The 13,853-nt window shown below is 67.7% G+C and carries 11 protein-coding genes, 2 rRNA genes and 1 riboswitch (1 of these 14 cut by a window edge); of the genes, 1 reads left to right on the top strand and 12 read right to left on the bottom strand.

All coding sequences use genetic code 11. The features are described from left to right. Nucleotides 1-79: 79 nt before the first annotated feature. Nucleotides 80-178, bottom strand: a riboswitch (glycine riboswitch). Between the two features lie 123 nt (nt 179-301). After that, the gene (locus OG553_RS28730; RefSeq protein ID WP_405981735.1) at nt 302-658 is read left to right on the top strand and encodes a PRC-barrel domain-containing protein; all 357 of its coding nucleotides are present in this window, start codon (nt 302-304) and stop codon (nt 656-658) included. Here the strand turns inward: OG553_RS28730 and OG553_RS28725 are convergent. From OG553_RS28725 to OG553_RS28670, 12 genes are all read right to left on the bottom strand, one after another. Next, a complete protein-coding gene (locus OG553_RS28725; protein WP_405981734.1) occupies nt 655-2,055 on the bottom strand; it encodes a DNA polymerase IV in 1,401 nt (466 codons plus the stop codon). The genes OG553_RS28730 and OG553_RS28725 overlap by 4 nt on opposite strands. Nucleotides 2,056-2,156: 101 nt before the next feature. Continuing rightward, nucleotides 2,157-2,795, bottom strand: a complete 639-nt coding sequence (locus tag OG553_RS28720) for a MerR family transcriptional regulator (protein ID WP_405981733.1) — start codon at nt 2,793-2,795, stop codon at nt 2,157-2,159. Between the two features lie 184 nt (nt 2,796-2,979). Beyond that, a complete protein-coding gene (locus OG553_RS28715) occupies nt 2,980-3,453 on the bottom strand; it encodes a bifunctional nuclease family protein (RefSeq protein WP_007262890.1) in 474 nt (157 codons plus the stop codon). 63 nt (nt 3,454-3,516) lie between these two features. Then, a complete protein-coding gene (locus OG553_RS28710; RefSeq protein WP_405981732.1) occupies nt 3,517-4,281 on the bottom strand; it encodes a MerR family transcriptional regulator in 765 nt (254 codons plus the stop codon). 70 nt (nt 4,282-4,351) lie between these two features. After that, nucleotides 4,352-5,245, bottom strand: coding sequence for an FHA domain-containing protein (locus OG553_RS28705; protein WP_405981731.1), 894 nt, complete (start codon nt 5,243-5,245; stop codon nt 4,352-4,354). A 130-nt stretch (nt 5,246-5,375) separates the two neighbouring features. Beyond that, a complete protein-coding gene (locus OG553_RS28700) occupies nt 5,376-6,233 on the bottom strand; it encodes a DUF881 domain-containing protein (protein ID WP_405981730.1) in 858 nt (285 codons plus the stop codon). Between the two features lie 5 nt (nt 6,234-6,238). After that, nucleotides 6,239-6,571: a small basic family protein gene (locus tag OG553_RS28695; protein ID WP_007262894.1), complete on the bottom strand. Its 333-nt coding sequence runs from the start codon at nt 6,569-6,571 to the stop codon at nt 6,239-6,241. Further along, nucleotides 6,568-7,473, bottom strand: coding sequence for a DUF881 domain-containing protein (locus OG553_RS28690; RefSeq protein WP_405981729.1), 906 nt, complete (start codon nt 7,471-7,473; stop codon nt 6,568-6,570). The genes OG553_RS28695 and OG553_RS28690 overlap by 4 nt, the downstream gene beginning before the upstream one ends. An 87-nt stretch (nt 7,474-7,560) precedes the next feature. Further along, nucleotides 7,561-10,059, bottom strand: coding sequence for a sugar phosphate nucleotidyltransferase (locus OG553_RS28685; RefSeq protein ID WP_405981728.1), 2,499 nt, complete (start codon nt 10,057-10,059; stop codon nt 7,561-7,563). 101 nt (nt 10,060-10,160) lie between these two features. After that, nucleotides 10,161-10,748: a CDP-alcohol phosphatidyltransferase family protein gene (locus OG553_RS28680; RefSeq protein WP_405981727.1), complete on the bottom strand. Its 588-nt coding sequence runs from the start codon at nt 10,746-10,748 to the stop codon at nt 10,161-10,163. 176 nt (nt 10,749-10,924) lie between these two features. Continuing rightward, a 5S ribosomal RNA gene (gene rrf / locus OG553_RS28675) occupies nt 10,925-11,041 on the bottom strand. Nucleotides 11,042-11,115: 74 nt separating this feature from the next. Next, nucleotides 11,116-13,853 (bottom strand): 23S ribosomal RNA (locus OG553_RS28670) (it continues 381 nt past the right edge of the window).

Raw genomic sequence — 13,853 nt, 5'->3', positions numbered from 1 at the left:
GCTCCGGCTTTCACCGTCGGTGAGGGGCCAGTACCGGTACTGCGGGTCCCGGGACGTGCCCCTGCTTTCCAGAGTGGCCTCGTCTCGTGCGGTACGTATGCCTGAGAGATTCCGGGGAGGATTTGCTCCTTCGGCGCCTCCGTCGTACTCACTCGGAGGACTCTCCCGCACAGGGTCAACAGCCGTCACCCAGCCTACCAGCGACGTTCTCGACCCTCCCTCGAGTGGCCCCCTCTCCAAATATGCCTTTCTGTAGTCATTACGGATGAGCTGTGCATCACCGCGACCGTACGGAGGGACCGTGCAGACCGACATCGATCCCCGCAGCCTGATCGGCCGCAAGGCGTTCGACCGCAACGGCACCAAGATCGGCACCGTGGACGAGGTCTATCTCGACGACGCCACCGGCGTCCCGGAGTGGGCCGCAGTCCGGACGGGCCTCTTCGGCCGCGACGCCTTCGTCCCCCTGGAACCCAGCGAAGTGGTGGACGACGCCCTGCGCGTGCCCTTCGAACGCTCACTGATCAAGGACGCCCCCGACTTCGGGGTCGGCCGCCACCTCTCCCCCGAGCAGGAGCTCCAGCTCTACCACCACTACGGCCTGGACGTGGCCCTCCCCTCCGACTTCCAGCGCCCCCGCCCCCAGGACACCCCCTAGGCTGCCTCGGCCTTCCCTACGAGGGGCAGTGGATCGGAGGGCTCCAGCTCGGGGTCGTCCAGCAGGAACGTGCGGACCCGGCCAGGGGGCGATCCGGGCCGCTCGAACCGTACGGTCACCCGCCCGACCCCGCTGCCCTGCACCCACCCCGGCCCGTACACCGCGTGGCGCACGTCGGTGCCCGCCGCCCAGTGCCGTGCGGGAGCGTCCCCGGCGCCCTCCAGCGCCGCCGCGGACCCCTCCGCGGGCCCGCCTTCCGGGGCGGGCCCCGGGGCGTCCTCCGCGGGGCCCTGCGCCTCCGCTTCCGCCTCCCCCTCGGCGGCGGCCCGCGCCTGGGCGAACAGGTCCTCCTGCGTGTAGTCCGCGAGCCCCGTCACGCCCACCCCCAGCAGCCGCACCCCGCCGGTGGTGTCCACGCCCTCCAGCAGCCGCGCGGCCGCCTCCCGCACCACCGCCGGGTCGTCGGTGGGACCCCGCAGCGTTTCGGAGCGGGTCAGCGTCGAGAAGTCGTACCGGCGCACCTTCAGGACGATGGTCCGCCCCGAGTGCCCCGAGGCGCGCAGCCGGCCCACGCAGCGGTCGGCGAGCCGCTGCACCTCGTACCGGATCCGCACCCGGTCGTGCAGGTCCACGTCAAAAGTGTCCTCCACCGAGACGGACTTCGCGTCCCGCTCGGCGACCACGGGCCGGTCGTCCAGACCCAGGGCCATCCGGTACAGGCCGACGCCGTGCGCCCGGCCCACCATCCGCACCAGCTCGTCCTCGCCCGCCTCGGCCAGCTCCCCCACGGTGGTGATCCCCGCACGGCGCAGGTGCTCCCCGGTGGCCGGCCCCACCCCGGGGAGGGTGCGCACCGGCATGGGCGCGAGGAGCTCGCGCTCGGACCCCGGTTCGATCAGCAGCAGCCCGTCGGGCTTGGCCTCCTCGGAGGCGATCTTGGCGAGCATCTTGGACCCGGCCAGGCCCACGGAGCCGCTGAGCCCGGTGAGGGCGGTGATGGCGGCCCGGAGCCGCTCCCCCGTCGCGCGGGCGCTCGCCGAGTCGAAGGCCGCGCCGCCCGCCTCCAGGTCCACGAAGGCCTCGTCCAGGCTGAGCGGCTCCACCAGCGGCGACAGATCCCGCAGCAGGCCCATGACCAGCTCGCTGACCTCGCGGTAGAGGCTGAAGCGCGGGATCAGGTAGGCGCCGTTCGGACAGAGGCGGCGGGCCTGCGCGGTCGGCATCGCCGAGTGCACCCCGAAGCGCCGGGCCTCGTACGAGGCGGTGGCCACGACCCCGCGCGGCCCGAGCCCTCCGACGATCACGGCCTTCCCGCGCAGGCTGGGCTTCGACGCCTGCTCCACGGAGGCGTAGAAGGCGTCCATGTCCAGGTGCAGGATGGTCGGGGCGGCTCTCACGCCCCCGATGCTGCCCTACGCCACTGACAACGCGGTGATCACCGGCCCGCGACCCACCGCGGGGCGCGGCCGGCGGTCCGGCCCGCCTCGGACGGCCCGGCTCAGACGGCCCGGTTACGGCGGGCCGCGAGCTCGTCGGCCGGGTTGTGGCCGACGAGGGTCTCCCCGGTGTCCACGCGCTCCCCGTGCAGCTGCGACAGGGCGTTCTCGACGTCGCGCCAGACGACGCCCACCGCGATGCCGAAGACGCCCTGCCCGCCCTGGAGCAGGCTCACGACCTGGTCGGGCGAGGTGCACTCGTAGACGGTCGCGCCGTCGCTCATCAACGTCATGCGCTCCAGGTCCGAGAAGCCCCGGTCCCGCAGGTGCTGCACGGCGGTGCGGATGTTCTGGAGCGCCACCCCGGTGTCCAGGAAGCGCTTGACGATCTTCAGGACGACCACGTCGCGGAAGCTGTACAGCCGCTGGGTGCCCGACCCGTACGCGGGCCGCACGCTGGGCTCCACGAGCCCGGTGCGCGCCCAGTAGTCGAGCTGCCGGTACGTGATCCCCGCGGCGGCGCACGCCGTCGGTCCGCGGTAGCCGACCTGCTCGGGCTCCGGGCCTTCGCTCACCGGTCCGACCGGCGCGGCCGCCGGCTGACGGTCCGCGGGACCCGCCGCGCCGCCGTGCACCGGGTACGGCCCACCGTCGCTCCGCGCGGGGGTGCCCCCGGTCGTACCGCCGCCCGTGATCCTCACGCCGACCCTCCGTCCTTGACCTGCCACCTTGAAGGTAGGCAGTGACCAGGGGTGCGTCAACGATCGCCACACTCGGCACGCCGAGTGATAATCACCCTGAGAGTGGTTTCCCGTACCCCGCTGCGGGGAAAGGCTACTCGAATGGGCTGGCAGTTCCCGGAGGACGGCACGGCCGCCGGCTCGGCTACTGGGGCCCAGTGCCGAAGTCCTCGGGAGAGATCTGGTCGAGGAACTCGCGGAACTTCTCCACCTCGTCCTCCTGCTCGTCGGGAATGGCGATCCCGGCGTCGTCCAGCACGCCGTCACTGCCGTAGATCGGCGTTCCCGTGCGCAGGGCCAGCGCTATGGCGTCCGACGGCCGCGCGCTCACCTCGACCCCGCTGGCGAAGACCAGCTCCGCGTAGAAGACGCCCTCCCGCAGATCCGTGATCCGGACCTCGGTGAGCTCCTCGCCGACCGCCTCCAGCACGTCCTTGAACAGGTCGTGCGTCAGCGGCCGGGCAGGGGCCATGCCCTGCTGCGCGAAGGCAATGGCGGTCGCCTCCCCAGGACCGATCCAGATGGGGAGGTACCGGTCGCCTCCCACTTCACGCAGGAGCACGATCGGTTGGTTGGAGGGCATTTCCACCCGGACACCCACAACGTCGAGCTCGTTCACACAGCAACCCTAGGACCTGCCCGGCAGGTTTGGGTAGTCGGGGCCCCACCGGGACCCGTCGGGTCAGTGCGGACGGAGCCCGAGGGCGGTCTGCACCAAGGCGTCGTGGAGCCTTACGGAGAGCCCCGCGAGCTCCCTCATGGTGGCTTCCGCGTGCGCCCTCGTCTGCGGGTTGCGGTGCCTGCGCAGCGGGGCGACGAGCTGCTCCACCAGACCGGCCTCCCGGTCCGCCGCGGCCTTCATCCCGCGCAGGTGGCGGGGTTCGAGGCCGAACCGGCCGAGATCCGCGATCAGCCGGGCCACGGTGAGCGTCCCGGCGTCGAACCCGCCGCCGGGCAGCTCGGAGACGAGCCCGTACGACTCCCACTCGACGAGCTGCGCCTCGTCCACCTCGGCGGCCGCGACCAGCTCGGCGCGGCCCACCCGGGCCGCGGCGGGCGGCTCGCCCGCCGCCTCCGCGCACCCGGCCAAGGACGGGGCGCCGTCCACGGACTCCCCGTGCGCGGTGGGCCCGGGGATGCGGATCTGCTCACCGCGGTCGAGCGCGTCGAGCTGCTCCCGGATGACCTTCAGCGGGAGGTAGTGGTCGCGCTGCAGGCGCAGGATGCGCGCGAGCCGCTCCACGTCCTCCGTGCTGAACTTGCGGTATCCGGAAGGCGTGCGCCGGGGCTCGACCAGCCCCTCCGCCTCCAGGAAACGGATCTTCGAGATCGTGACTTCGGGGAACTCGTCCCGCAGCGTGGTCAGCACCGTGCCGATGCTGACCAGCTGCCCGGCCGAGCCGGCGGTGCCGTTCTTGGGGGCACCGCCCGTCGGGGTACGCAGCATGGAACCTTCCCTGGGGTCCCCCCGGAGGGTGTCCGGGGGTGGGGTTCCCCCCGGACGGTGTCCGAGGGGGTCAGACGCCCCGCAGGCTCGCGTAGAAGACCAGCCGGTACTTGCCGATCTGCACCTCGTCACCGTTGTGCAGAGCGACGGACTCGATCGGCTCGCGGTTCACGTACGTGCCGTTGAGGCTGCCCACGTCGGCGACGGTGAAGCCGCCCTCCGGGCTCCGGCGGAATTCGACATGCAGGCGGGACACGGTGATGTCGTCCAGGAAGATGTCGCTCTGCGGGTGCCGGCCCGCAGTCGTCAGTTCGCCGTCCAGCAGGAACCGGCTGCCCGAGTTGGGCCCGCGCCGCACGATCAGCAGGGCCGAACCGGGCGGCAGCGCCTCCACCGCGGCCTGGGCCTCGGGAGAGAGCGAGGACGACACGTGCTGGCCCGACCCCTCGGCCTCGTAGGCCTCCAGGCCCGAGATCGAGATGGTGGACGTGGTCTCCGAAGCGCGCTCCGGCGTCAGACCCGGCCGCAGCGGCGCCCCGCAGTTGGAGCAGAAACGGCTCGCGGCGTCGCTGCGGTGACCGCACCTGCCGCAGGTCTGCTCGGCCGACATGGACGGCTCCTCGCGCCGCGGCTGCCCCGCGGAGGCACTGGTGGCATAGGGGTCAGAGGCAAACCCTCCACCCGCACTAGAGGTTGACGGTTCACCGAAACCTATGCGTCCGGAACCAGCGGGGTCAACGGACGACGCGCCGTGCCCGCCCGAATTGTCACCCGGGCCGGCCACCTCGTCGCGGAAGAGCGGCCTGTCGCCCTGCCCTTCCCCTTCCGGCTGCCCCGCGCGGTGCCGCGTCGCACCGCTTTCCTCGTTCTTCTTCTTGCCGAACAACTTCTCAAACAACTTCACGGGCGATTCCCCTTGACCGAAACAGACCCGCCCGTGGGGCAGGACGAACTCTGCATGCACACACCTGCCGACCCGGACATTCTGACAACGTCCGTAACCACCAGACAGTTTCCACCACGCACGGCGACTTCCGTGCGTCGACCCCCCGCAGGCGTCGGCCCGCGTGAGCCTGTCCACGTTCCGCTGCGCATCACGGCGATGACGACCGAGCGTAGTCAGGCTGCTTCGCAGCCCGCAAGGCATCCACAACGATCTTCGCCGACCGTGTGACGGCGACCGTGGCCTGTTCCTTCTCCATCGTCTGCACCACACCTCCCGGGATGTTCAGCGCGGGCTCCAGATCCTGCGGTTTCCCGATGACCTTGAACTCATAGGGCTGTGTGATCTTCTTACCGTCGATCCCGACCCCGCCGCCCTCGTCGGAGAAGTACGAGCCGGCCACGACGCGCACCCCGTTGATCTGGATCGCCTCCGCCCCGGCCGCCCGCAGCTCCTGGAGGGTGTCCAGCAACTGGTCGGACCTCACCTGGCCCTTGGTGTCGGTGATCCGCAACGTGATCCCCGGGCCCTGTGCGGCCACCGTACCGGCCAGGATGCCCAGTTGGCGCTCCTTCTCAACCGTCTGCCGCCGGGCCTCTTCCGCCTGGTTGGAACTGCTCTGCAGTTCCTTGCGCTGATCGTCCAGCCGCTGCTTCTCGTCCTCCAGGCGCTGGGTGCGCCCGTCCAGCTCGTCGAGGATCCGTACGAGGTCCTCCTGCCGGGCGCCGCGCAGCGGGGCGCTGGAGTCGCTGTTGGACCGGACCTGGATCGCGAGGCCGAGGCCCAGGACGAACAGCAGCAGCGCGACGATCAGTTGGGCCCGGCTGAACCTGGGCGGCCACAGCCCGGCTGCCAGGCGCTGGCGGCCGGTCTCCTGCGGCGGCTCCTGTGGCCGCGCCGCCGGAGCGGGCGCGGGCTGCGGCTGCGCCGCCGGCGGCAGCGGCTTCGGCTCCGGCTTCGACGGGCCGGGCACTTCCGGCTCCTCCGGCGGGGTGTTCTCCGTGCTCATCGGCGTCACGCCCGGAAGACGTGCCGGCGGATGGCCGCGGCGTTGGAGAAGATCCGGATGCCGAGGACCACGACCACGCCGGTCGACAGCTGCGAGCCGACGCCCAGCTTGTCGCCGAGGAAGACGATCAGCGCGGCGACGACCACGTTGGACAGGAACGACACCACGAAGACCTTGTCGACGAAGATCCCGTCCAGCATCGCCCGCAGACCGCCGAACACCGCGTCGAGCGCGGCGACCACCGCGATCGGCAGATAAGGCTCCACCACGGCCGGCACCTCGGGCCGGACCAGAAGCCCGACCACCACTCCGGCCAAGAGGCCCAGTACCGCGATCACGACGCACCCTTCTTCGGCTCTGCTGCTGTGGCTGTGCGGACGGTCAGGCTCGACGCCGCGGGCAGCCGTACCTCGTCCATCGGGGTCAGGTTGTAGCGGATCCCGTAGCTCTCCTGGAGGACGTGCAGGTACTGACCGTCCACGGAGTCCTGGAACGCGGGCCCGAGCCGCTTCTTGTCGCCCACCGCGAGGACCTCGTAGGGCGGCACCAGTGGCTTGTTGTCGACCAGTATCGCGTCACCCGCGGCCCTGATCGCCGACAGCGCCGTCAGCCGCTGCCCGTTGATCGAGACTGCCTCCGCACCCGACTGCCAGAGCCCGTTGACGATCCGCTGCATGTCCCGGTCGCGCACCCGGCCGGTGTTCGAGAACCCGGCGCTCTCGCGCGGGCCGCCACCGCCGCCCGACGAGGCGCCCTTGGCATCGTCCACCACCAGTTTTACGCCGGGACCGTGCACCTCGGTTGCACCCGCCAGCAGTTCCACCAGCCGGCCACGCTCCCCGACCTGCTGCTTCAGCGCGGCGCGCTGCCGGTCGGCGACCTCGGTCCGCAGGCGCTCGGTGTCGCGCTCCAGCGCGTCCGCGTGCTCGTTGGCCCGCTGCACCCGGTCGATCAGCTCCTGACGCTCCTTGGCCAGGACCGGTGCCGCCACTCGCGCCTGCGCGGCACCGAGCGTGACCACCATCGCCGCGAGAACCAGACCCGCGGCGAGCCCCAGTTTGGCCTTGAGCGTCCGGGGCAGCCCCGCCGTACCGTCCGCCTCACGCCGGGCCGAGGCTTCCGCATAGCCCTCGTCGAGGCTGTGGTCCATCACGTGGGTCAGCAGCGACATGGACGCGTCGGGGCGCGCGGGCGGTGTGGCCGAACTCCGGTTGTTGGGCGGCTGCGACATGCCGCACATCGTTGCATGTCGCCGCCGCCAACACCCAATGCGCCCGTCCGGCGGGCCGGGCCGGGTCACTCCCCGCACCCGGGCCGCCGGAACCGGTCAGTGCTGTCCGGCGCCGTCCACGACCGCGCCCCACTCGTCGAGCAGCGCCTGCGCGGAGGCGTCGTCGGGGCCTTCGGCCCACAGGTGGGTGACCGCCTCCGCCGGGTCCGGCAGGACCAGCGCCCACCGCCCGTCTGCCTCGACCACGCGCACCCCGTCGGTGGTGTCCACCTGCCGGTCGCCGGCCGCCTCCACGACCCGCCGCATGACGAGGCCCTTCGCCGCCCACGGGGTGGGCACGTCCCGCTTGAGCACGTGGGCGCGCGGGATGCGGGCGTCGATCTGGCTCAGGGTGAGCTGCGTCCGCGCCACCAGCCCGATCAGCTGCACGAAGGCCGCCGACCCGTCGAAGACGCTGCTGAACTCCGGGACGATGAACCCGCCCCGGCCGTCCCCGCCGAAGATCGTGGTCTCCTCGCGGCCCACCCGAGTCAGGTCGTCGGGCGAGGTCGTCGTCCACTCCACCTGGGTCCCGTGGTACGCCGCCACCTGCTCGGCGACCCGCGTCGTGGTCACCGGCAGGGCCACCTTGCCGCTGCGCTTCTCGGCGGCGACCAGGTCGAGGAGGACGAGCAGCGCCCGGTCGTCCTCGATGATCCGGCCGCGCTCGTCCACCAGGGAGATCCGCTCTCCCACCGGGTCGAACCGCACGCCGAACGCCGCCCGCGCCGACGCCACGATCTCCCCGAGCCGCACCAGCCCGGCCCGCCGCGACTCCCGGGTCTCGGTCGGCCGGGACTCGTCGAGACCGGGGTTGATCGTCAGCGCGTCGACGCCGAGCCGGCCGAGGAGGCTCGGCAGCACGAGGCCGGCGCTGCCGTTCGAGGCGTCCACGACCACCTTGAGCCCGGCATCGGCGATCCCGGTGGTGTCCACCCGCCGGAGCAGCGAGCCCGTGTACGAGTCGAACACGCTCGACGGGAACTGCAGGTCGCCGATCTCCCCGGGGAAGGCGCGCCGGTACTCCTGGCGTGCGTACACCCGGTCCAGCTTGCGCTGCTGCGCCTGCGAGAGGTCGGCTCCGCGCTCGTCGAGGAACATGATGTCCACCGAGTCGGGCACCCCGGGCGAGGTTCTGATCATGATCCCGCCCGCGGCGCCACGGGCCGTCTGCTGACGGGCCACGGGCAGCGGTACGTTCTCCAGGTCGCGTACGTCGATGGCGCTGGCCTGGAGCGCCGAGATCACCGCGCGCTTGAGCGCACGGGCGCCTCGGGAGTGGTCACGGGCCGTGGTGACGATCGCGCCCTTCTTGAGCATCGTCGCGTAGGCGCCCGCCAGCTTGACGACCAGCTCGGGGGTGATCTCCACGTTGAGGATCCCGGAGACGCCCCGGGCGCCGAACAGGTGCGCCTGGCCGCGGGACTCCCAGATCACCGAGGTGTTGACGAAGGCGCCGGCCTCGATCGTCTTGAACGGGTAGACGCGCACGTTGCCCTGGACAATGGATTCTTCACCCACGAGGCACTCGTCGCCGATGACGGCCCCGTCCTCGATCCGGGCGGCCCGCATGATGTCGGTGTTCTTGCCGATGACGCAGCCGCGCAGGTTGCTGTGGGGGCCGATGTAGACGTTGTCGTGGACGACGGCCTTGTGGAGGAAGGCCCCGCTCTTGACGACGACGTTCGATCCGATGACGGTGTGCTCGCGGAGCTCCACCCCGGCCTCGACCTTGGCGTAGTCCCCGACGTACAGCGGCCCGCGCAGCACGGCGTCGGGGCTGACCTCGGCCCCTTCGGCGATCCAGACCCCGGGCGAGATCTCGAAGCCGTCCATGTCGACCTGGACCTTGCCCTCGAGCACGTCGGCCTGCGCCTTGACGTAGCTCTCGTGGGTGCCCACGTCCTCCCAGTAGCCCTCGGCCACGTAACCGAAGATCGGACGGCCTTCCTTCATCAGCTGCGGGAAGACGTCACCGGACCAGTCGACCGAAACGTCCGGGTCGACGTAGTCGAAGATCTCCGGCTCCATCACGTAGATGCCGGTGTTGATGGTGTCCGAGAACACCTGTCCCCAGGTCGGCTTCTCGAGGAAGCGCTCGACCTTCCCCTCCTCGTCCACGATGGTGATGCCGAATTCCAGCGGGTTCGGCACCCGGGTCAGGCACACCGTGACCAGTGCGCCCTTCTCCTTGTGGAAATTGATGAGGTCGGTGAGGTCGAAGTCGGTCAGCGCGTCGCCGGAGATGACGAGGAACGTGTCGTCCTTCAGGGCCTCCTCGGCGTTCTTCACGCTGCCGGCGGTCCCGAGAGGCTTCTCCTCGTTGGCGTAGGTGAGCTCCATGCCGAGCTCCTCGCCGTCACCGAAGTAGTTCTTGACCAGTGAGGCCAGGAACTGCACCGTGACCACGGTCTCGCTGAGCCCATGGCGCTTGAGCAGCCTGAGCACGTGCTCCATGATCGGCCGGTTGACCACCGGCAGGAGCGGCTTGGGCATGCTTGAGGTCATGGGGCGAAGCCGCGTACCTTCGCCACCGGCCATCACGACGGCCTTCATGTCGGAAGAGTCCTCCTAGAGAGATGACGGTCCAGCCGACCTCACCCGTCCGGGACGGATACTCCGCAACTCCTCCGCGTCAGTACCGGCGCCGAGCGCGCTCAATCGGCCGTGGCAGCCCTGACCAGGCGGCGGACTTGCACCACGTAAAGGATTCCTGCCCACCAATAGAGCGTTGTACCCCATCCCGCGAACGCCCATCCGAAAACGGACGCCATCCAGGCCAACCAGCCGTCCCCGTCACTGAGCAACAGGAGGGGGAAGGCGTACATGAGGTTGAAGGTCGCGGCCTTGCCGAGGAAGTTGACCTGCGGGGGCGGATAGCCGTGCCGGCGCAGGATCCACACCATGACCAGCAGCATTGCCTCACGGGCGAGGAGGGCCGCGGTGAGCCACAGCGGGAGAATCTCCCGCCAGGTGAGGCCGAAGAGCGTGGTCAGGACGTAGAGGCGGTCCGCGGCAGGGTCCAGAAGGCGGCCCAGTTTGCTGATCTGATTCCAGCGGCGCGCGAGTTTTCCGTCGAGGTAGTCACTGATCCCGCTGAGCATCAGGACGGCCAGCGCCCACCCGTCGTAGCCCTCCAGGATGAGCCAGAGGAACAGCGGTACGCCGACGAGACGAGCCATGCTCAGGATGTTCGGAATGGTGAAAATTCGGTCGGTCTGAACCCGAGTCTCCTGGACCTCCACCCGGGGGCCTCCACTGTGACGCTAGAAATGGTCGAATCGATGCCCCCTGACCCTACAGGCTGCACCCACGGGAGTCCCCGATGGGGCAGGCAGCCGGGGCCGCCGGCCATCGGCTACCGGGCCCTGAACGCAGAAAAGCCCCGCACCATAAGGTGCGGGGCTTTCCCACAAAGGTTGTTCGGCGGCGTCCTACTCTCCCACAGGGTCCCCCCTGCAGTACCATCGGCGCTGAAAGGCTTAGCTTCCGGGTTCGGAATGTAACCGGGCGTTTCCCTAACGCTATGACCACCGAAACACTATGAAGTTGAACTCAAGCCGGCAAGGCGAGTTCGTTACTTCAGAACTAACACAGTGGACGCGAGCAACTGAGGACAAGCCCTCGGCCTATTAGTACCAGTCAGCTCCACCCGTTACCGGGCTTCCACATCTGGCCTATCAACCCAGTCGTCTACTGGGAGCCTTACCCTCTCAAGGAGGTGGGAATACTCATCTTGAAGCAGGCTTCCCGCTTAGATGCTTTCAGCGGTTATCCTTTCCGAACGTAGCCAACCAGCCATGCCCTTGGCAGGACAACTGGCACACCAGAGGTTCGTCCGTCCCGGTCCTCTCGTACTAGGGACAGCCCTTCTCAATATTCCTACGCGCACAGCGGATAGGGACCGAACTGTCTCACGACGTTCTAAACCCAGCTCGCGTACCGCTTTAATGGGCGAACAGCCCAACCCTTGGGACCGACTCCAGCCCCAGGATGCGACGAGCCGACATCGAGGTGCCAAACCATCCCGTCGATATGGACTCTTGGGGAAGATCAGCCTGTTATCCCCGGGGTACCTTTTATCCGTTGAGCGACGGCGCTTCCACAAGCCACCGCCGGATCACTAGTCCCGACTTTCGTCCCTGCTCGACCCGTCGGTCTCACAGTCAAGCTCCCTTGTGCACTTACACTCAACACCTGATTGCCAACCAGGCTGAGGGAACCTTTGGGCGCCTCCGTTACCCTTTGGGAGGCAACCGCCCCAGTTAAACTACCCATCAGACACTGTCCCTGATCCGGATCACGGACCGAGGTTAGACATCCAGCACGACCAGAGTGGTATTTCAACGGCGACTCCACAACCACTGGCGTGGCTGCTTCAAAGTCTCCCACCTATCCTACACAAGCCGAACCGAACACCAATATCAAACTGTAGTAAAGGTCCCGGGGTCTTTCCGTCCTGCTGCGCGAAACGAGCATCTTTACTCGTAGTGCAATTTCACCGGGCCTATGGTTGAGACAGTCGAGAAGTCGTTACGCCATTCGTGCAGGTCGGAACTTACCCGACAAGGAATTTCGCTACCTTAGGATGGTTATAGTTACCACCGCCGTTTACTGGCGCTTAAGTTCTCAGCTTCGCAACCCCGAAAGGTCACTAACCGGTCCCCTTAACGTTCCAGCACCGGGCAGGCGTCAGTCCGTATACATCGCCTTACGGCTTCGCACGGACCTGTGTTTTTAGTAAACAGTCGCTTCTCGCTGGTCTCTGCGGCCACCCCCAGCTCACGGAGCAAGTCCGATCACCAGTGATGGCCCCCCTTCTCCCGAAGTTACGGGGGCATTTTGCCGAGTTCCTTAACCATAGTTCACCCGAACGCCTCGGTATTCTCTACCTGACCACCTGAGTCGGTTTAGGGTACGGGCCGCCATGAAACTCGCTAGAGGCTTTTCTCGACAGCATAGGATCATCCACTTCACCACAATCGGCTCGGCATCAGGTCTCAGCCTTAATGTGTGACGGATTTGCCTACCACACGGCCTACACCCTTACCCCGGGACAACCACCGCCCGGGCTGGACTACCTTCCTGCGTCACCCCATCGCTTACCTACTACCACCTTGGATCGCCGGCTCCACCACTTTCCTTTCCCCGAAGGGTCCGGAACGGCTTCACGGGCTTAGCATTAATGGATTCGATATTGGGCGTTTCAAAGCGGGTACCGGAATATCAACCGGTTGTCCATCGACTACGCCTGTCGGCCTCGCCTTAGGTCCCGACTTACCCTGGGCAGATCAGCTTGACCCAGGAACCCTTAGTCAATCGGCGCACACGTTTCTCACGTGTGTATCGCTACTCATGCCTGCATTCTCACTCGTGAACCGTCCACAACTAGCTTCCGCTGCTGCTTCACCCGGCACACGACGCTCCCCTACCCATCACAGCGGGCGTTGGCCCTATTGCTGCAATGACACGACTTCGGCGGTACGCTTGAGCCCCGCTACATTGTCGGCGCGGAATCACTTGACCAGTGAGCTATTACGCACTCTTTCAAGGGTGGCTGCTTCTAAGCCAACCTCCTGGTTGTCTCTGCGACTCCACATCCTTTCCCACTTAGCGTACGCTTAGGGGCCTTAGTCGATGCTCTGGGCTGTTTCCCTCTCGACCATGGAGCTTATCCCCCACAGTCTCACTGCCGTGCTCTCACTTACCGGCATTCGGAGTTTGGCTAAGGTCAGTAACCCGGTAGGGCCCATCGCCTATCCAGTGCTCTACCTCCGGCAAGAAACACACGACGCTGCACCTAAATGCATTTCGGGGAGAACCAGCTATCACGGAGTTTGATTGGCCTTTCACCCCTAACCACAGGTCATCCCCCAGGTTTTCAACCCTGGTGGGTTCGGTCCTCCACGAAGTCTTACCTCCGCTTCAACCTGCCCATGGCTAGATCACTCCGCTTCGGGTCTAGAGCGTGCAACTCAATCGCCCTATTCGGACTCGCTTTCGCTACGGCTTCCCCACACGGGTTAACCTCGCTACACACCGCTAACTCGCAGGCTCATTCTTCAAAAGGCACGCAGTCACGAGATACAGCAAGCTGCATCCGACGCTCCCACGGCTTGTAGGCACACGGTTTCAGGTACTATTTCACTCCGCTCCCGCGGTACTTTTCACCATTCCCTCACGGTACTATCCGCTATCGGTCACCAGGGAATATTTAGGCTTAGCGGGTGGTCCCGCCAGATTCACACGGGATTTCTCGGGCCCCGTGCTACTTGGGAGATGAGCAAGCAAGCCGTACAGATTTCAGCTACGGGGGTCTTACCCTCTACGCCGGACCTTTCGCATGTCCT

Source organism: Streptomyces sp. NBC_00158 (assembly GCF_045160885.1).
Taxonomy (GTDB): Bacteria; Actinomycetota; Actinomycetes; order Streptomycetales; family Streptomycetaceae; genus Streptomyces.
The sequence above is the reverse complement of the archived record's forward strand: the minus strand, read 5'-3'. Positions and strand labels throughout refer to the sequence as shown.

What these genes read in the sequence shown, in the direction of transcription:
- OG553_RS28710 (WP_405981732.1), bottom strand. Translation starts at nt 4,281, where the DNA reads ATGCTGCGTACCCCGACGGGCGGTGCCCCCAAGAACGGCACCGCCGGC.
- OG553_RS28700 (WP_405981730.1), bottom strand. Translation starts at nt 6,233, where the DNA reads ATGAGCACGGAGAACACCCCGCCGGAGGAGCCGGAAGTGCCCGGCCCG.
- OG553_RS28690 (WP_405981729.1), bottom strand. Translation starts at nt 7,473, where the DNA reads ATGTGCGGCATGTCGCAGCCGCCCAACAACCGGAGTTCGGCCACACCG.
- OG553_RS28685 (WP_405981728.1), bottom strand. Translation starts at nt 10,059, where the DNA reads ATGAAGGCCGTCGTGATGGCCGGTGGCGAAGGTACGCGGCTTCGCCCC.